The following is a 19,914-nucleotide window of genomic DNA, read 5'->3' as shown; positions in this document are numbered from 1 at the left end:
CGTGAAGGCGGTCGTACCGTCGGCGCCGGCGTCGTCGCCAGCATCATTAAGTGATGCAAGCCCGGCGCGGGTCTGCTAAGTAGCGGGAACGACGCCGGAAGATTCTGAGAAGGGCTGGAAACAGGCCTTCTCTCCGGTAGGGGTATAGCTCAGCTGGTAGAGCGACGGTCTCCAAAACCGTAGGTCGTAGGTTCGAATCCTACTGCCCCTGCCAATTTACTACTTGAGGAATCGAGTGATCGGTTCTATGTAACGCTTCCCAGCGGGGTGCGCAGACAGACGTCCGCGCGCCCGCAAGCCGTGAGCGGGTAATGGCCACCAAAACTAATCCATTTACGTTCCTCCAGCAGGTACGCACGGAGGTATCGAAGGTCGTCTGGCCGTCGCGTCGCGAAACCGCGATCACGACCGTCATGGTCTTCGTTATGGCCGTCCTTGCGAGCCTGTTCTTCACCATTGCCGATTTCGGTCTGAGCTGGGGCGTTTCGTTCCTGCTCGGTCTCGGCCGATAGGCGGAGGACAGTTCATTGGATAAACGCTGGTATATTGTCCACGCCTATTCGAACTTCGAAAAGAAGGTCGCGGAGTCGATTCGCGAGCAGGCGGGCCAGCGTGGCCTGGCCGATCTTTTCGACGAGATCCTGGTTCCGACCGAGAAGGTCGTCGAGGTTCGCCGCGGTCGCAAGATCGACGCGGAGCGCAAATTCTTCCCGGGTTACGTACTCGTGAAGATGGCGCTGACCGATGACGCCTATCATCTGATCAAGAACACGCCGAAGGTGACGGGCTTCCTCGGTTCCGACAATCGGCCGATGCCGATCTCGGAAGCCGAAGCCAACCGCATCATCCATCAGGTGCAGGAAGGCGTGGAGCGGCCGAAGCCGTCTGTCAGTTTCGAGGTCGGCGAGCAGGTCCGCGTTTCGGACGGCCCGTTCGCCTCGTTCAATGGCCTTGTCGAGGAAGTCGACGAGGTCCGCGCGCGGCTCAAGGTCGCCGTGTCGATTTTCGGGCGCGCCACTCCGGTGGAGCTCGAATACGGTCAGGTCGAAAAGCTCTGATCGTTTGGGCGTGGGAGGGTGCGGCGCTCGCCAAGTGTCGCCATCCGCACCACGCCATTCCTGCCAGCTGAGGCTGGCATTGGGTTGATGCGATATCGACCCACCTCGTCGGCGGGTTGCCGGCATGGAAAGGAATAAAGATGGCAAAGAAAGTTGCAGGCTACCTGAAGCTTCAGGTCAAGGCCGCCTCCGCGACCCCGTCGCCGCCGATCGGCCCCGCGCTCGGTCAGCGTGGCATCAACATCATGGAATTCTGCAAGTCGTTCAACGCGCAGACCCAGGAAATGGAAAAGGGCTCCCCGGTACCGGTGGTCATCACCTACTACCAGGACAAGTCCTTCACCTTCGTGATGAAGACGCCGCCGGTGAGCTTCCTTCTGAAGAAGGCCGCCGGCCTTGCCAAGGGCGCGACGACGCCGGGCAAGGGCGCCGCTGCCGGTTCGGTCACGCACGCCCAGTGCGTCGAGATCGCGACGAAGAAGCTCAAGGATCTGAACGCCGAGAATATCGAAGCGGCGGCTCGGATGATCGAAGGTTCCGCCCGGTCTATGGGCCTTGAGGTGGTTGCCTGATCATGGCTCAGCACGGTAAGCGCGTTATCAACGCCCGCGAGGGCATCGACCGCAACAAGCTCTATCCGATCAGCGTCGCCGTGGCGCTGATCAAGGATCGCGCCAATGCGAAGTTCGACGAGACGATCGAGGTCGCCCTCAATCTCGGCGTCGATCCCCGCCACGCAGACCAGATGGTCCGCGGCGTCTGCAACCTGCCGAACGGTTCCGGCCGTACGGTTCGCGTCGCGGTTTTCGCACGCGGCGCCAAGGCCGAGGAAGCCAAGGCAGCGGGTGCGGATATCGTCGGCGCCGAGGATCTGCTCGAGATCGTTCAGGGCGGCACGATCGATTTCGATCGCTGCATCGCGACCCCGGACATGATGCCGCTGGTCGGCCGTCTCGGTAAGGTGCTCGGCCCGCGCGGCCTGATGCCGAACCCGAAGGTCGGCTCGGTGACCATGGACGTGGCAACGGCTGTCGCCGGCGCCAAGGGTGGTTCCGTCGAGTTCCGCGTCGAGAAGGCTGGTATCATCCATGCCGGCATCGGCAAGGCGAGCTTCGACACCGAGAAGCTGGTCCAGAACATCAAGGCTTTCGTGGACGCCGTCCAGAAGGCCCGCCCGACGGGCGCGAAGGGCACGTACCTTCAGAAGGTTGCCGTTTCCTCGACCATGGGCCCCGGCGTCCATGTCGATCCGGCCACCACGCTCGGCGCGTAAGGCTCAAGAATCTCCGCCCGGTCTTCCGGGCGGCAAGATGGCCGGCGGAGGGTTCGCCCTCCGCCTGGTCCAATACCTGTCCGAGACTGCAGGGGCCGGCTCGCCGGCTTAATCTCCTGCATAGACGGGGGGAAGATGGATTTTCGGCGCAAGCCGCTTATCAGTTCGAACCTCTTTGACCCGAAGCTCGCAAGAGCGGCTGGGGGACAGGCACGCAGCGCTGCGATCGGATCTCTGGTCGCAGCATACGTAACCGGCGGAACCGGCCGTAAGGCCAACCGCCAACTGGAGAGAGGCAAGTGGAAAGAGCGGAAAAACGCGAACTTGTCTCGACGATGAACGAGGTCTTCCAGGAGGCCAATGTCGTCGTCGTGGCACACTATGCCGGCCTCACCGTCGCCGAGCTCACCGCCCTTCGTGGCAAGGCTCGCGTGGCAGGGGTCAGCGTAAAGGTCGCAAAGAACCGCCTCGTCAAGCTCGCCCTTCAAGGCACGGAATCTGCTCACATTTCGGACCTGTTCACAGGTCCGACGATCGTCGCTTACTCGACCGATCCGGTGGCAGCTCCCAAGGTCGTGTCCGAATTCGCCAAGACGAATGACAAGCTCGTCATTCTCGGCGGCGCGATGGGCAAGACCAATCTGGATCCGAACGGCGTCAAGGCTCTTGCCACGCTGCCGTCGCTGGATGAACTGCGCGGTAAGTTGGTCGGCCTGATCCAGGCCCCGGCCACCAAGATCGCGACGGTCGTCAGCGCACCCGCGGCGCAGCTTGCCCGCGTGTTCGGTGCCTATGCCAAGAAGGATGAAGCGGCGTAGGCCGTTCTCTCATTCAAACGAAGTTCGAACTGACAGGAATATAAAATGGCTGATCTTGCAAAGATTGTGGACGATCTGTCCGCCCTGACCGTGCTCGAGGCTGCTGAGCTCTCCAAGCTTCTCGAAGACAAGTGGGGCGTTTCGGCTGCGGCTCCGGTCGCTGTTGCCGCTGCTGGTGGCGCTGCCCCGGTCGCTGCTGCTGAAGAGAAGACCGAGTTCGACGTCATCCTCGTCGAGGCCGGCGCGAACAAGATCAACGTGATCAAGGAAGTCCGCGCGATCACGGCTCTTGGCCTCAAGGAAGCCAAGGACCTGGTCGAAGCCGCTCCCAAGGCCGTCAAGGAAGGCGTCTCGAAGGACGAGGCTGCCAAGCTCAAGACGCAGCTCGAGGGCGCAGGCGCCAAGGTCGACGTCAAGTAAGTCGATTGCAATCGGCCGGCCCCGGATTGCCGGGGCCGGTTTCCATCATGGTCCATAAGGACCGCTATCCAGAGAGCCGCGCCTGAGCGCGGCTATACGGCTTTCCGGATAGCTGTTCTTGAACGTAAAGAAGGAGCGAACATGGCCCTGGAATTCACCGGTCGTAAGCGCATCCGCAAGGTCTTTGGGTCCATCGGCGACGTTGCCGAGATGCCGAACCTCATCGAGGTTCAGAAGGCGTCCTACGACCAGTTCCTCATGGTCGAGGAAGCGAAGGGCGGGCGTGCGGACGAAGGTTTGCAGGCCGTTTTCAAATCCGTATTTCCCATTTCGGACTTTTCGAATACGGCGTTGCTCGAATTCGTCCGCTATGATTTCGACCCGCCAAAGTATGACGTCGACGAGTGCCGCCAGCGCGGCATCACCTTCTCGGCGCCGCTGAAGGTCACGCTGCGCCTGATCGTGTTCGATGTCGACGAGGACACCGGCGCCAAGTCCGTCAAGGACATCAAGGAGCAGGAAGTCTACATGGGCGAAATGCCCCTGATGACGTCCAACGGCACCTTCATCGTCAACGGCACCGAGCGCGTGATCGTTTCGCAGATGCACCGCTCGCCGGGCGTCTTCTTCGATCACGACAAGGGCAAGACCCATTCGTCGGGCAAGCTCCTGTTCGCCGCCCGCATCATCCCGTATCGCGGTTCCTGGCTCGACATCGAGTTCGACGCCAAGGACATCGTGCACGCCCGCATCGACCGTCGCCGCAAGATCCCGGTGACGTCGCTGATGTTCGCGCTCGGCATGGACGGCGAAGAGATCCTCGACACCTTCTATTCGAAGATCGTCTACTCCAAGGTCGGCGACGGCTGGCGCATGCCTTACGATCCGGCGCGCATGAAGGGCATGAAGGCGGCCATCGACCTGATCGACGCCGACACCGGCGAGATCGTGGTCGAGGCCGGCAAGAAGCTGACGGCCCGCGCCGCGCGCGGTCTGGCCGAGAAGGGCGTCAAGGCGCTGAAGGTTCTCAACGAGGACCTGCACGGCACCTATATCGCCGAGGACATCGTCAACCCGACCACGGGTGAAGTCTACGCCGAGGCCGGTGACGAGATCAGCGAGAAGCTGCTCGAGATCCTGGACGAGGCCGGCTACGACGAAGTCACGGTTCTCGATATCGACCACATCAATATCGGCGCCTACATCCGCAACACGCTGGCCGTGGACAAGAATGAGTCGCGTGAAGACGCGCTGTTCGACATCTACCGCGTCATGCGTCCGGGCGAGCCGCCGACCGTCGATACCGCGACGGCCATGTTCCAGTCGCTGTTCTTCGACAGCGAGCGCTACGATCTGTCGGCCGTCGGCCGCGTCAAGATGAACATGCGCCTCGACCTGACGGCCGAGGATACCGTGCGCGTGCTCCGCAAGGAGGACATTCTCGCGGTCATCAAGACGCTTGTCGAACTGCGCGACGGCCAGGGCGAAATCGACGACATCGACAATCTCGGCAATCGCCGCGTGCGTTCGGTCGGCGAGCTCATGGAGAACCAGTACCGCGTCGGTCTGCTCCGCATGGAGCGCGCGATCAAGGAACGCATGTCGTCGGTCGAGATCGGCAACGTCATGCCGCAGGATCTGATCAACGCCAAGCCGGCAGCCGCCGCCGTGCGCGAGTTCTTCGGCTCGTCGCAGCTGTCGCAGTTCATGGACCAGACCAACCCGCTGTCGGAAATCACCCACAAGCGCCGTCTCTCGGCGCTTGGCCCGGGTGGTCTGACGCGCGAGCGCGCCGGCTTCGAGGTGCGCGACGTGCACCCGACGCATTACGGCCGTATCTGCCCGATCGAGACGCCGGAAGGCCCGAATATCGGCCTGATCAACTCGCTCGCGACGTTTGCCCGCGTCAACAAGTACGGCTTCATCGAGAGCCCGTACCGCCGCGTCAAGGACGGCGTCGCGACGATGGACATCGTCTATCTGTCGGCGATGGAAGAGTCGAAGTACTACGTCGCCCAGGCGAACGTGAAACTCGATCCGAACGGCAAGCTGACCGAAGACCTGATCATCAGCCGGCATTCGGGCGAAAACGTCATGGTCACGTCCGACCGCGTCGACTTCATGGACGTGTCGCCGAAGCAGCTCGTTTCGGTCGCGGCCTCGCTGATCCCGTTCCTCGAGAACGATGACGCGAACCGCGCCCTGATGGGCTCGAACATGATGCGTCAGGCGGTGCCGCTCGTCCGCGCCGAGGCGCCTTTCGTCGGTACCGGCATGGAAGCCGTCGTTGCCCGTGATTCGGGCGCTGCCATCGCGGCTCGTCGCGGCGGCATCGTCGACCAGGTCGATGCGACGCGTATCGTTATTCGTGCGACGGAGGATCTTGATCCTTCGAAGTCGGGTGTCGATATCTATCGTCTGATGAAGTTCCAGCGTTCGAACCAGTCGACCTGCATCAACCAGCGGCCGCTTGTCCGCGTGGGGGATCGCGTCGGCAAGGGCGACATCCTGGCGGATGGCCCGTCGACGGATCTCGGTGATCTGGCGCTTGGCCGGAACGTGCTCGTCGCGTTCATGCCCTGGAACGGCTACAACTTCGAGGACTCGATCCTCCTGTCCGAGCGCATCGTGTCGGATGACGTCTTCACCTCGATCCATATCGAGGAGTTCGAGGTCATGGCGCGCGACACCAAGCTCGGTCCGGAAGAAATCACGCGCGACATTCCGAACGTTTCGGAAGAAGCGCTGAAGAACCTCGACGAAGCCGGCATCGTCTATATCGGCGCGGACGTGCAGCCGGGCGACATCCTCTGCGGCAAGATCACGCCGAAGGGCGAAAGCCCGATGACGCCGGAAGAGAAGCTTCTGCGCGCCATCTTCGGTGAAAAGGCTTCCGACGTTCGCGATACCTCGCTCCGCGTTCCGCCGGGCGTGACCGGCACGATCGTGGAAGTGCGCGTCTTCAACCGCCATGGCGTGGAGAAGGACGAGCGCGCGATGGCGATCGAGCGCGAAGAGATCGAGCGTCTCGCCAAGGACCGTGACGACGAGCAGGCCATCCTGGACCGGAACGTCTATGGCCGTCTGGTCGATATGTTCGACGGCAAGACCGCTTCCAGCGGCCCGAAGAACTTCAAGAAGGACACCGTGCTGACGCGCGATGTCATCGAGGAGTATCCGCGGTCGCAGTGGTGGCAGTTCGCTTTCGCCGACGAAAAGGTCATGGGCGAGATCGAGGCTCTGCGCGGTTCCTACGACGAAAGCCGCAAGCGGCTGGAGAAGCGCTTCATCGACAAGGTCGAGAAGCTGCAGCGCGGCGACGAGCTGCCTCCGGGCGTGATGAAGATGGTCAAGGTCTTCGTCGCGGTGAAGCGCAAGATCCAGCCGGGCGACAAGATGGCCGGCCGTCACGGCAACAAGGGCGTCGTGTCGCGGATCACCCCGATCCAGGACATGCCGTTCCTCGAGGACGGCACGCATGTCGACATCGTGCTCAATCCGCTCGGCGTGCCGAGCCGCATGAATGTCGGCCAGATCCTGGAGACGCATCTGGGCTGGGCTTGCGCCGGCATGGGTCTGAAGATCGGCAAGATGCTCGAGGACTACAAGAAGTCGGGCGACGTCAAGCCGCTCCGCCTCACCCTCGACGGCATCTATAACGGTCCGAAGGATCAGCCGGTTGCGGAACTGGACGATGCCTCGGTCATCCGGATGAGCGAACACCTGAAGAAGGGCGTCTCGATTGCGACGCCGGTCTTTGACGGTGCGCGTGAGCCGGACATCGTCGAGATGCTGGAGGAGGCGGGTCTTCACGACTCCGGCCAGTCGGTTCTGTATGACGGACGTACGGGCGAGGCATTCGACCGCAAGGTGACAGTGGGCTACATCTACATGCTCAAGCTGCACCACCTGGTCGATGACAAGATCCACGCCCGTTCGATCGGCCCGTACTCGCTCGTCACGCAGCAGCCGCTGGGTGGCAAGGCACAGTTCGGTGGCCAGCGCTTCGGCGAGATGGAGGTCTGGGCTCTCGAGGCCTATGGCGCCGCCTACACGCTGCAGGAAATGCTGACCGTGAAGTCCGACGACGTGGCCGGCCGTACCAAGGTCTATGAGGCGATTGTCCGCGGCGATGACACGTTCGAGGCCGGTATTCCGGAATCGTTCAACGTGCTGGTCAAGGAAATGCGGTCCCTCGGGCTCGACGTCGAGCTCAATCAGTCCAAGAAGGCCTTGGACGCCGAGGCGAACGCAAGGCTTCCGGACGCGGCGGAATAATCCGCCGCGGTTTCCGATAGGCCCATTCAGTTTACATGCGGTGTTCCGGTAGAGGGTGATCCTCGACCGGCCACCGGCATCGAAGGAGATCGGCGATGAATCAAGAAGTCGCGAACATCTTCAATCCGCTGGCGCAGCCGGCACAGAATTTCGATCAGATCCGCATCCACATTGCGAGCCCTGAGAAGATTCTGTCCTGGTCGTACGGTGAGATCAAGAAGCCGGAAACGATCAACTACCGTACGTTCAAGCCCGAGCGCGACGGCCTGTTCTGCGCGCGCATTTTCGGACCGATCAAGGATTACGAGTGCCTGTGCGGTAAGTACAAGCGCATGAAGTACAAGGGCATCATCTGCGAGAAGTGCGGCGTGGAAGTCACGCTCGCCCGCGTTCGGCGTGACCGCATGGGTCACATCGAGCTCGCAGCGCCCGTCGCTCACATCTGGTTCCTGAAGTCGCTGCCGTCGCGTATCGGCATGCTGATGGACATGACGCTGAAAGATCTCGAGCGGATCCTGTATTTCGAGAACTACGTCGTCATCGAGCCGGGCCTCACCCCTCTGAAGGAGCGTCAGCTGCTTTCCGAGGAAGAGTACCTGCGCGCCCAGGACGAATATGGCGATGACTCGTTCACCGCTCTGATCGGCGCGGAAGCCATCCGCGAGATGATGATGGCGCTCGACCTGCCGAAGCTCGCCGTCGATCTGCGCGAAGAGATCGCGACCTCGACCTCGGAGCTGAAGCCGAAGAAGCTCGGCAAGCGCCTGAAGCTGGTCGAGGCGTTCATCGAGTCCGGCAACCGCCCGGAATGGATGATCATGACGGTCATCCCGGTCATCCCGCCGGATCTGCGCCCGCTCGTTCCCCTCGACGGCGGCCGCTTCGCGACCTCCGACCTGAACGACCTGTACCGCCGCGTCATCAACCGCAACAACCGTCTGAAGCGGCTGATCGAACTGCGCGCCCCGGACATCATCATCCGCAACGAGAAGCGCATGCTTCAGGAAGCGGTCGATGCGCTGTTCGACAACGGCCGTCGCGGCCGCGTCATCACCGGCGCCAACAAGCGTCCGCTGAAGTCGCTCTCCGACATGCTGAAGGGCAAGCAGGGCCGTTTCCGCCAGAACCTGCTCGGCAAGCGCGTCGACTACTCCGGCCGTTCCGTGATCGTGGTTGGTCCGGAAATGAAGCTGCACCAGTGCGGCCTGCCGAAGAAGATGGCGCTCGAGCTGTTCAAGCCGTTCATCTATTCGCGTCTTGACGCGAAGGGCTTCTCGTCCACGGTCAAGCAGGCGAAGAAGCTCGTCGAGAAGGAAAAGCCGGAAGTCTGGGATATCCTGGACGAGGTTATCCGCGAGCATCCGATCCTGCTGAACCGCGCCCCGACGCTCCACCGCCTCGGCATCCAGGCTTTCGAGCCCGTGCTGATCGAGGGCAAGGCGATCCAACTGCATCCGCTCGTCTGCTCGGCCTTCAACGCCGACTTCGACGGCGACCAGATGGCCGTGCACGTTCCGCTGTCGCTCGAAGCGCAGCTGGAAGCGCGCGTGCTGATGATGTCGACCAACAACATCCTGCATCCCGCGAACGGCCAGCCGATCATCGTGCCGTCGCAGGACATTGTCCTCGGTCTCTATTATCTGTCGATCATGGCAGACAAGGAGCCGGGCGAGGGCATGCTGCTGAGCTCGATCGCCGAGATCGAGCATGCGCTGGCCGCCAAGGCGATCACGCTGCACACCAAGATCAAGGGGCGCTATCGTGGCGTCGACGCGGACGGCAACGTCACGTCGAAGATCTACGACACCACCCCGGGTCGCCTGCTGATCGGCGAATTGCTGCCGAAGCACCACAACCTGCCCTTCGACGTCGTCAACAAGCTGATGACCAAGAAGGAAGTCTCGAACACGATCGACGCCGTCTACCGCCATTGCGGTCAGAAGGAGACGGTCATTTTCTGCGACCGCATCATGGCGCTCGGCTTCCGCGAAGCCTGCCGTGCCGGCATCTCGTTCGGCAAGGACGACATGGTCATCCCGCCGACCAAGGCCAAGCTGGTCGAGGAGACGCAGGCGCTCGCGAAGGACTACGAGCAGCAGTACAATGACGGCCTGATCACCTTCGGTGAGAAGTACAACAAGGTCGTCGACGCTTGGGCCAAGTGTGGTGACGCGGTCGCCGCCGAGATGATGAAGGGCATTTCCGCCGTTCACCACGACGCGGAAACCGGCCGTCAGAAGCCGATGAACTCGGTCTACATGATGAGCCACTCGGGTGCCCGTGGTTCGCCGACCCAGATGAAGCAGCTGGCCGGCATGCGCGGCCTGATGACCAAGCCGTCGGGCGAGATCATCGAAAACCCGATCATCTCGAACTTCAAGGAAGGCCTGACCGTTCTCGAGTACTTCAACTCGACCCACGGTGCCCGTAAGGGTCTGGCCGACACCGCCCTGAAGACCGCGAACTCGGGCTATCTGACGCGTCGTCTCGTCGACGTGGCGCAGGACTGCATCATCATCGCGCAGGATTGCGGCACGACGAACGGCCTGAAGATGCAGGCGGTGATCGACAGCGGCCAGGTTGTCGCGTCGCTCGGCCTGCGGATTCTCGGCCGTACGGCTGCCGAGGACATCGTTTCGGGCGCGACCGGCGAAGTGCTGGTTCCGGCCGGTCATCTGATTGTCGAGAAGGATGTCGATCGGGTCGAGAAGGCTGGCGTCCAGGCGGTCAAGATCCGCTCGGTGCTGACCTGCGACACCAAGATCGGCGTCTGCGCGGCCTGCTACGGTCGCGATCTGGCGCGTGGCACGACCGTCAACATGGGCGAGGCCGTCGGCGTTATCGCGGCCCAGTCCATCGGCGAGCCCGGCACGCAGCTCACCATGCGCACGTTCCACATCGGTGGCACGGCACAGGTGGTCGACTCGTCCTTCATCGAGTCGAGCTTCGAAGGCACGGTCACGATGCGCAACCGCAACGTGGTCCGCGACTCCGGCGGCAAGCTGGTGGCTCTCGGCCGCAACATGGCGATCGTCATCGTCGACAAGGACGGCACGGAGCGCGCGGTCAACCGCGTCACCTACGGTTCGCGCGTTCACGTCGACGAGGGTGACCAGGTCAAGCGCGGCCAGCGCCTGGCCGAGTGGGACCCCTACACCCGTCCGGTTCTGACGGAAGTCTCGGGTATCGTCGGCTACGAAGACATGGTCGAAGGCATCTCGGTCGTGGAAACGGCCGACGAGGCGACCGGCATCACCAAGCGCGTCGTCATCGACTGGCGTGCCAACCCGCGCGGCGGCGATCTGAAGCCGGCGATCGTGATCAAGGGCAAGGACGGCAAGATCCTCAAGCTGGCCCGTGGCGGTGAAGCCCGGTACATGCTGTCGGTCGAGACCATTCTGTCGGTCGATCCCGGTTCGACGGTTCACGCCGGCGACGTGCTGGCGCGTATTCCCACGGAAGGCGCCAAGACGCGCGACATCACGGGCGGTCTGCCGCGCGTGGCGGAGCTGTTCGAGGCCCGTCGTCCGAAGGATCACGCGATCATCGCGGAGATGGACGGCACGATCCGTTTCGGCCGCGACTACAAGAACAAGCGTCGCGTCATCGTCGAGCCGGTCGAGGGTTCGGTCGGCCTGGATGGCGAGCTGCTGGAGCCGATCGAGTACCTGATCCCGAAGGGCAAGCCGTTCCATCTCCAAGAAGGCGATGCCGTGGAGAAGGGCGACTACATCATGGACGGCAACCCTGCGCCGCATGACATCCTGGCGATCAAGGGCGTGGAGGCACTCGCGGCCTACCTCGTCAACGAGATCCAGGACGTCTATCGCCTGCAGGGCGTGCAGATCAACGACAAGCACATCGAGGTGATCGTTCGCCAGATGCTGCAGAAGGTCGAGGTCTATGATGCCGGCGAGACGGAGTTCTTCAACGGCGAGCAGATCGATCGCCTGGAGTTCGACGTGGTGAACGAGAAGGCCAAGGCCGAGGGCAAGAAGCCTGCTTCCGGCAACCCGGTCTTGCTCGGCATCACCAAGGCCAGCCTGCAGACGCGTTCGTTCTTCTCGGCAGCGTCCTTCCAGGAGACGACCCGCGTCCTCACCGAGGCGGCCGTCAACGGCAAGGTCGATCCGCTCGAGGGTCTCAAGGAGAACATCATCGTCGGCCGCCTGATCCCGGCGGGTACCGGTGGAACGATGGGCCGTATCCGCGAGATCGCGACCAAGCGCGACGATCTGATCCTCGAGGAGCGTCGCCGTTCCTCGGCAGCTTCGCAGCCTGCGCCGGCACCGGCGGGCCTGCTCGGCGATCTGACCAACGCGGCCGAGTAGTCCGCTCGGTCCAGGAATGGAAAAGGCCGCCTTCGGGCGGCCTTTTTCGTGGCGCAGAAGCCGCGCTCCCGAAGTTTGTTTCGTCCCGTGGGGCAGGGACATGAAACTTGCACGCGGGATAGGCTAGGATGATGCGGTGGCGGGGGCCTGGTCTGGGATTGCCAGGGCAGCCGTGCTTTTCGGGGGTGGGTCGATTTGCGTAGCCTGATGGTTCTCGTCCGGACCGGTGTCACGAGCCTGGTTCTTGTCGGATTGCTCGCGGGCTGCGGCGGTCGCCCGAAGGACGTGCTGCTTCCGGTGTCGATCACGGCGCCCGTTCCCGGCAGCACCACGGTCGACATGGCGGTGGCGACCACGCGCCAGCGCTCCACCGTCCCTGGCCAGATGTTCACGGGCGAACGCGGCCGGGCCATCGATTTTGCCAACATCGTCGTCTCGATCCCGCCGGATTCGGTCCGGAAGAAGGGGGACGTGCAGTGGCCCAAGAAGCTTCCCGGCAATCCCGCGACGGACTTCGTGACGGTCAAGGCCCAGGACATGGACCTGGCGCAGGCCCGCACCTGGTTCAACAAGCGCATCAAGGCGACGCCAAAGCGCCAGGCCCTCATCTTCATCCATGGCTTCAACAACCGCTTCGAAGATGCCGTCTACCGCTTTGCGCAGATCGTGCATGATTCGGATTCGGACGTGGTGCCGATCCTGTTCACCTGGCCGTCGCGCGGCAGCGTCTTCGCCTATGGCTATGACCGCGAAAGCAACAACTATTCGCGGGATGCGCTCGAACTGCTGCTGAAGACGGTCGCGTCGGACCCCAATGTGGACGAAGTGTCGATCCTGGCCCACTCGATGGGCAATTGGGTGACGCTGGAAGCGCTCCGCCAGATGGCGATCCGCGACAAGCGCATTGCGCCGAAGATCAAGAACGTCATGCTGGCCGCGCCGGATGTCGACGTCGATGTCTTCCGCCGTCAGATGGCGGATATCGGTGCTGCCGGTCCCAATGTCACGCTCTTTGTCTCGCAGGACGATCGCGCGCTGCAGGTGTCCCGGCGCGTCTGGGGCAATGTCGAGCGCCTGGGCCAGATCAACGTCGCGCAGGAGCCGTTTGCGTCCGAGATGCAGCAGGACCGGATCACGGTCATCGATCTGACCAAGCTGCGCACCGATGACCGCCTCAACCATGCGAAGTTCGCCGCGAGCCCTGAAGTCGTGCGGCTGATCGGGGCACGACTGGCCGAAGGCCAGACCATGACGGACTCGAAGTCGGCATTTGGCGACAAGCTGGTTGCGGTGACGAGTGGAGCGGCTGCCAGTGTCGGCGCGGCCGCCGGGCTGATCGTGACGGCCCCGGTCGCGATCATCGACCCCGATACCCGCGACACCTATGACGACCAGATCCGCGCGCTCGGCAGTTCCCTGTCGGACAATGCCGCCTCCACGGGCGCGCTGCTGCGCCCGAGCAGCGGGGTTGCCTATTAGGCATGAGATCCGGGCCTCGGGTGTTCCCGCGGCCTGTCATCGAGCCGACATGGCGCTGTCGCTCGGCTGAGACATGCGCCGCCTAGGAGAACTCCGTCATCCAGAACGGAGATTCGTCCATGTCGCTTCGCCAGCTTTTCCTTGCCGGCCTCTCGCTTATCGCCACGGCGGCGAGCGCTGCCGCAGCCGAGCCCACGCGGTTCGATGCCGTGCTGAGCCAGCACGCCGTCCTGCCGGCGGAGAGCTTCGCGGTTCCGCCCGCCGACACGCCCGCGACGCTCAACACGTCCGGTCGCTACACCGGCACGGGAGCCGACTTCGGCCGCCGCTTCGATCGTCTCTATTCCATCTTCGACGAAAAGACCGGACTGGCCCGTCCGTTCGCCGGTCAGCCCGTACAGGGCTTCTCCGGCATCCGCGCGCTCGGTGACGGGACCTATGTGGTGCTGACCGACAATGGCTTTGGCGCCAAGGCGAATTCCGCCGACGCGATGATCATGTTCCACATCGTCAAGCCGGACTGGAAGACGGGCCGTGTCGAGATCGTCAGGACGGTCTTCGTCAAGGACCCGAACCGCGTCGTGCCGTTCCGGGTGGTCAATGAGAATACGGATGCCCGCTATCTCACCGGCGCCGACTTCGATCCGGAGAGCATCCAGAAGGTCGGCGACCATTTCTGGATCGGCGATGAATTCGGACCCTACCTGGTCGAGGTGGATGCCGATGGCACAGTGCTCGGCCTGAAGGAGACCGTCGTCGCCGGCGTGACCTATCGCAGCCCCGACAACTACGCGGTCGTCATGCCCGCTGGGCCGGACAAGCCGATGCCAGAATTCAACGTGCGCCGCTCCAAGGGTTTTGAAGGCATGGCGCTCTCGGCGGACGGCAAGACGCTGCATCCCATGCTGGAAGGCGCGCCCTGGGACGCCAAGGCCGGCAAGTATGTCGAGAAGGGCGGCAAGTCCGTGCTGCCGATCTTCGATTTCGACATTGCGTCGAAGGCCTTCGCCGACACCGTCCGCTATTATCCGCTCGAGGATTTTGGCAACGCGATCGGCGATTTCAACATGATCGATGCCAACCGGGCGCTCGTGATCGAGCGCGATGGCGGGCAGGGCGATGCCCGCGAGGGTTGGGCCGAGACCCCGGCCAAGTTCAAGCGCATCTACCTGGTCGATCTCTCCAAGACCGATGCCGACGGTGTCGTGCGCAAGGTCGCCTTCATCGACCTGATGAATATCCGCGATCCCAACGCGGTCGCGCGCGCCGGTTCGAAGGATGGCGTCTTCACCTTCCCGTTCGAGACGATCGAGAATGTCGACCGGATCGATGACACGCATATCATCGTGGCCGACGACAACAACTTCCCGTTCTCGGTCGGCCGGGCGAAGGGCAAGGCCGACAACAACGAGTTCGTCGTGCTCGAGGTCGGTGACTTCCTGAAGGCCGAATAGCGCCCGGCGGGTGCCAGGCGTTCATCATGATGAAGGGTCGCCTCCCGGCGGCCCTTTTCCTTTGGCGTGGAACTCTCTAGCAATGACGTCGAGGAAGGCCGGCCCCGGGCAGGGCCGGCACGACGTCGCGCTCGACGGCGCGCGCCCGGGGAGGGGCCAGGATGAAACTGCTGACACTGATCGCGCTCGGCGCGACGCTCGCGACCGCCAGCGCATTCGCCGAGGAGAGCTACAAGCCCTCCGTCAAGGTGAAACGCATCCTGCAGACGACCACGACGACAAGCGGCGATCCGATCCGCTACCCGGATGTCCCCGATCCGGAAGTGCAGAGCCTGATCGTCGAGATCCCGGCCGGCGGCGAGACGGGCTGGCACACCCATCCGGTGCCGGCCTATGCCTACATTCTGGCTGGGACGATCGAGGTGGACAGCGAGGGCGGGGCAACGCGAATCTTCAAAGCCGGAGATTCGTTTGCGGAAATGGTCGATCACCGCCATAACGGCCGAGTCGTTGGTGACGAAACCGTGCGAATCCTGATGATCGTAACCGGTCAGAAAGGAATGCCGTTCTCGACGCGAACGGCCGCCCCGGAGTGAGTCGGGGCGATTCCCGCCCCGCTGGCGACCCGCAGGATCGGCCCGGTAACAATCTTTCGTGAATGACTGCCGATCGCTCCGAAAATGTCCTGCCGCTGGCGCGGTTTGGGGAATCCTTGCGCGCCGGGGCGCTTTGAAAAGAACCCCGCGCAGGGGTTGACTGGAACCATCCGAATAAGTAGGTTCCGCAAGCTTTCAGGCAGGCGGTAAGTTCAGTTTTTCCAGCGGCGCCACGTCGCGGAGTTCAGACTTAAACGCTGTCCGAATCGAAACAAGAGTTAAGAACGACACGCACGATCGCGGCAACCGCCGTGATCCTCTGCTTTTCGTAGCGCCTCCGCGGTAAGCGGTCCGGGCGCTCTTTGTTCATGGTCAATCGGCCGTGGCGAAGGTGCGAAGAGCGGAAGACAGAAACAGAACCGTAGGCTAGCTGAAAGGCGAAGCATGCCGACAATTAACCAGCTCATCCGCAAGCCGCGTCAAGCGCCGGCAAAGCGGAACAAGGTTCCGGCGCTGCAGGAGAACCCGCAGAAGCGCGGCGTTTGCACTCGCGTCTATACGACCACGCCGAAGAAGCCGAACTCGGCCCTTCGTAAGGTCGCGAAGGTTCGCCTGACCAATGGCTTTGAAGTCATTGGCTACATCCCGGGCGAAGGCCACAACCTGCAGGAGCACTCTGTCGTCATGATCCGTGGCGGCCGCGTCAAGGATCTGCCGGGCGTGCGCTACCACATCCTGCGCGGCGTGCTCGATACCCAGGGTGTCAAGGGCCGTAAGCAGCGTCGTTCCAAGTACGGCGCGAAGCGTCCGAAGTAATAGGGAACAGGATCAATGTCCCGTCGCCATAGTGCAGAAAAGCGCGAGATCATCCCGGACCCCAAGTTCGGCGATATCGTCGTCACCAAGTTCATGAATGCTGTCATGTATGACGGCAAGAAGTCGGTTGCCGAGAGCATCGTTTACGGTGCCTTCGACATCATCCAGAACCGTACCAAGCAGGAGCCCGTCGTGGTGTTCCGCCAGGCTCTGGACAACGTCGCCCCGCACATCGAAGTGCGTTCGCGTCGCGTTGGTGGTGCAACCTATCAGGTTCCCGTCGAGGTTCGTACGGACCGTCGCCAGGCCCTCGCCATTCGTTGGCTCCTCACCGCGGCCCGTGGCCGCAACGAGAAGACGATGATCGAGCGTCTGTCCGGCGAGCTGCTCGACGCCTCGAACAGCCGCGGCAATGCCGTGAAGAAGCGCGAAGACACGCACCGGATGGCGGAAGCCAACCGCGCATTCTCGCACTATCGCTGGTAACGATCGGACAAAGGCAGACCATTATGGCCCGCACGCATAAGATCGAAGACTACCGCAACTTCGGAATCATGGCCCACATCGACGCGGGCAAGACGACGACGACCGAGCGGATTCTGTACTATTCGGGCAAGAGCCATAAGATCGGCGAAGTCCACGACGGCGCTGCCACCATGGACTACATGGAGCAGGAGCAGGAGCGTGGCATCACGATTACCTCTGCCGCGACCACGACGTTCTGGAACGGCAAGCGCCTGAACATCATCGACACGCCCGGCCACGTTGACTTCACGATCGAAGTCGAGCGTTCGCTGCGTGTGCTCGACGGCGCCGTTTGCGTCCTCGACTCCAACCAGGGCGTCGAGCCGCAGACGGAAACCGTCTGGCGTCAGGGCGACAAGTACCACGTTCCGCGCATTGTCTTCTGTAACAAGATGGACAAGACCGGCGCCAATTTCGACATGTGCATCGCGGACATCAAGCAGCGCCTCGGCGCTCGCCCCGTTCCGATCCAGCTGCCGATCGGCGCCGAGAGCGACTTCAAGGGCATCGTCAACCTGGTGACCATGAAGGCCGCCGTCTGGAATGACGAAAGCCTCGGCGCGATGTACGAGGAAGTCGAGATCCCTGCGGATCTGCTCGAGAAGGCCCAGGCCGCTCGCGCCAACCTCATCGAAGCTGCCGTCGAACTCGACGACACCGCAATGGAAGCCTATCTCGAAGGCAACGAGCCGGACCTGGCGACCCTTAAGGCGCTGATCCGCAAGGCTGTGCTGCATTCGAGCTGGTTCCCGGTCCTGTGCGGTTCGTCCTTCAAGAACAAGGGCGTTCAGACCCTGCTCGACGCGGTTGTCGACTACCTCCCGTCGCCGGTCGATGTGCCGCCGACCAAGGGTATCGACGTCAAGACCGAGCTGGAAGTCGAGCGTCACTCGACCGACGACGAGCCGCTTGCCATGCTGGCCTTCAAGATCATTGAAGACCCGTTCGGCATCCTGACCTTCGCCCGCATCTATTCCGGCGTCCTGAACAAGGGCACCACGCTCCTCAACTCCACGAAGGAGAAGAAGGAGCGCATCGGCCGCATGGTCGCGATGCATGCCAATTCGCGTGAAGATATCGACGTGGCTTACGCCGGCGACATCATCGCACTGGTTGGTCTGAAGGAAACCCGCACCGGCGACACGCTCTGCGACCCCGCTTCTCCGATCATCCTGGAGAAGATGGAGTTCCCCGAGCCGGTCATCGAGATGTCGGTGGAAGTGGCTTCGAAGGCCGACCAGGAGAAGCTGGGCACTGCGCTGCAGAAGCTCGCTTCCGAGGATCCGTCCTTCCGCGTCTCGACGGACAGCGAGTCCGGCCAGACGATCATCAAGGGGATGGGCGAGCTTCACCTCGACATCAAGATCGATATCCTTCGTCGTGCGCCGTACAACATCAACGTGAATGTCGGCGCTCCGCAGGTGGCTTATCGCGAGACCATCCGCAAGACGACGGAAATCGACTACACCCACAAGAAGCAGACCGGCGGTACGGGCCAGTTCGCCCGCGTCAAGTTCGTCATCGAGCCGAGCGAGATCGGTGCCGGTTACAGCTTCGAAAACAAGATCATCGGCGGCGTGGTTCCCAAGGAATACGTCCCCGGCGTCGAAAAGGGCCTGAACTCGGTCATGACCTCCGGCCCGATCGCGGGCTTCCCGGTCGTGGACGTCAAGGTCTCGCTGATCGACGGCGCCTATCACGAAGTCGACTCCTCGGCGATCGCGTTTGAAATCGCGTCCCGTGCGGCTCTTCGCGAAGGACTCATGAAGGCCAATCCGGCCCTCCTCGAGCCCGTCATGAAGGTCGAAGTCGTTTCGCCGGAAGAGTATGTGGGTTCGGTTATCGGCGATCTGAATTCGCGCCGTGGCCAGATCCAGGGCCAGGACATGCGCGGCAACGCAAATGTCATCACGGCCTTCGTCCCGCTCGCCAACATGTTCTCCTACGTGAACAACCTGCGCTCCATGAGCCAGGGCCGCGCGAGCTACACGATGCAGTTTGATCATTATGAGCAGGTCCCGCAGGCCGTCGCTCAGGAGGTCCAGGCGAAGTACGCCTAGACCTTTACGACGCGAAACTGAACCTGCTGATAGACGAGACGGAGAAGTCCGATGGCAAAAGAAAAATTCCAACGCAATAAGCCGCATTGCAACATTGGCACGATCGGCCATGTTGACCACGGCAAGACCTCGCTGACCGCAGCCATCACCAAGGTCCTTGCGAAGACCGGTGGCGCTACGTTCAAGGCTTATGATCAGATCGATGCGGCTCCCGAGGAGCGCGCTCGCGGCATCACGATCTCGACGGCGCACGTCGAGTACGAGACGCAGAACCGCCACTACGCCCACGTCGACTGCCCCGGCCACGCCGATTATGTGAAGAACATGATCACCGGCGCGGCCCAGATGGACGGCGCGATCCTGGTCGTGTCGGCCGCCGACGGCCCGATGCCCCAGACCCGCGAGCACATCCTGCTCGCCCGTCAGGTCGGCGTCCCCGCCCTCGTCGTGTTCCTGAACAAGTGCGACCTGGTCGACGATCCGGAACTGCTCGAGCTGGTCGAGCTCGAGGTTCGCGAGCTGCTGTCGTCCTACGACTTCCCGGGCGACGACATTCCGATCATCAAGGGTTCGGCCGTCGTGGCCCTGCAGGATGGCGACGCCAAGCTCGGCGAAGACGCGATCCTCGAGCTGATGACCGCCGTCGACGCCTACATCCCGCAGCCGGAGCGTCCGGTTGACCTGCCGTTCCTGATGCCGATCGAAGACGTGTTCTCGATCTCGGGCCGCGGCACGGTCGTGACCGGCCGCGTCGAGCGCGGCATCGTTAAGGTCGGCGAGGAAGTCGAGATCGTCGGCATCCGCCC

The 19,914-nt window shown here is 62.7% G+C and carries 15 protein-coding genes and 1 tRNA gene; all 16 read left to right on the top strand.

All coding sequences use genetic code 11. The features are described 5' to 3' along the window. The first annotated feature begins 138 nt into the window (after positions 1-138). Positions 139-214: transfer RNA gene (locus tag OSH10_RS22585), tRNA-Trp, on the top strand. A 97-nt stretch (positions 215-311) separates the two neighbouring features. After that, positions 312-512 (top strand): preprotein translocase subunit SecE, encoded by a 201-nt coding sequence (gene secE / locus OSH10_RS22580; protein ID WP_266334978.1) that lies wholly within the window; start codon positions 312-314, stop codon positions 510-512. Between the two features lie 15 nt (positions 513-527). Then, on the top strand, positions 528-1,058 hold the full coding sequence (nusG, locus tag OSH10_RS22575; RefSeq protein ID WP_266334976.1) for a transcription termination/antitermination protein NusG: 531 nt from the start codon (positions 528-530) through the stop codon (positions 1,056-1,058). A gap of 140 nt (positions 1,059-1,198) precedes the next feature. After that, positions 1,199-1,630 carry a 50S ribosomal protein L11 gene (rplK, locus tag OSH10_RS22570; RefSeq protein WP_266334974.1) on the top strand — a complete coding sequence of 144 codons (432 nt, stop codon included), beginning with the start codon at positions 1,199-1,201 and terminating at the stop codon, positions 1,628-1,630. A 2-nt stretch (positions 1,631-1,632) separates the two neighbouring features. Continuing rightward, on the top strand, positions 1,633-2,331 hold the full coding sequence (gene rplA, locus OSH10_RS22565) for a 50S ribosomal protein L1 (RefSeq protein WP_266334972.1): 699 nt from the start codon (positions 1,633-1,635) through the stop codon (positions 2,329-2,331). Positions 2,332-2,630: 299 nt separating this feature from the next. Continuing rightward, a complete protein-coding gene (gene rplJ, locus OSH10_RS22560; RefSeq protein WP_266334970.1) occupies positions 2,631-3,149 on the top strand; it encodes a 50S ribosomal protein L10 in 519 nt (172 codons plus the stop codon). Positions 3,150-3,194: 45 nt separating this feature from the next. Continuing rightward, entirely contained in the window at positions 3,195-3,569 is a 375-nt protein-coding gene (rplL, locus tag OSH10_RS22555) for a 50S ribosomal protein L7/L12 (protein WP_266334968.1), read from the top strand. Positions 3,570-3,710: 141 nt separating this feature from the next. Next, positions 3,711-7,847 (top strand): DNA-directed RNA polymerase subunit beta, encoded by a 4,137-nt coding sequence (rpoB, locus tag OSH10_RS22550; protein ID WP_266334966.1) that lies wholly within the window; start codon positions 3,711-3,713, stop codon positions 7,845-7,847. Positions 7,848-7,942: 95 nt separating this feature from the next. Beyond that, entirely contained in the window at positions 7,943-12,178 is a 4,236-nt protein-coding gene (rpoC, locus tag OSH10_RS22545; RefSeq protein ID WP_266334964.1) for a DNA-directed RNA polymerase subunit beta', read from the top strand. 207 nt (positions 12,179-12,385) lie between these two features. Continuing rightward, positions 12,386-13,657: an alpha/beta hydrolase gene (locus OSH10_RS22540; RefSeq protein ID WP_266334962.1), complete on the top strand. Its 1,272-nt coding sequence runs from the start codon at positions 12,386-12,388 to the stop codon at positions 13,655-13,657. A 119-nt stretch (positions 13,658-13,776) separates the two neighbouring features. Then, entirely contained in the window at positions 13,777-15,111 is a 1,335-nt protein-coding gene (locus OSH10_RS22535; protein WP_266334960.1) for an esterase-like activity of phytase family protein, read from the top strand. 161 nt (positions 15,112-15,272) lie between these two features. Then, complete coding sequence (locus OSH10_RS22530; RefSeq protein ID WP_266334958.1) at positions 15,273-15,707, top strand: cupin domain-containing protein; 435 nt, start codon at positions 15,273-15,275, stop codon at positions 15,705-15,707. 444 nt (positions 15,708-16,151) lie between these two features. After that, complete coding sequence (rpsL, locus tag OSH10_RS22525; protein ID WP_018184664.1) at positions 16,152-16,523, top strand: 30S ribosomal protein S12; 372 nt, start codon at positions 16,152-16,154, stop codon at positions 16,521-16,523. Between the two features lie 15 nt (positions 16,524-16,538). Then, positions 16,539-17,009, top strand: coding sequence for a 30S ribosomal protein S7 (gene rpsG / locus OSH10_RS22520; protein ID WP_018184665.1), 471 nt, complete (start codon positions 16,539-16,541; stop codon positions 17,007-17,009). Between the two features lie 23 nt (positions 17,010-17,032). Further along, positions 17,033-19,108, top strand: coding sequence for an elongation factor G (gene fusA, locus OSH10_RS22515; RefSeq protein WP_266334954.1), 2,076 nt, complete (start codon positions 17,033-17,035; stop codon positions 19,106-19,108). A 51-nt stretch (positions 19,109-19,159) separates the two neighbouring features. Beyond that, positions 19,160-19,914, top strand: a 755-nt coding sequence (locus tag OSH10_RS22510) for an elongation factor Tu (RefSeq protein ID WP_266334807.1), incomplete at its 3' end; no start/stop codon positions are given.

This window comes from Kaistia defluvii, assembly GCF_026343955.1.
Classification (GTDB): Bacteria; Pseudomonadota; Alphaproteobacteria; order Rhizobiales; family Kaistiaceae; genus Kaistia; species Kaistia defluvii.
Note: the sequence above shows the minus strand (reverse complement) of the source record. Positions and strands in the feature narration are given on the sequence as shown.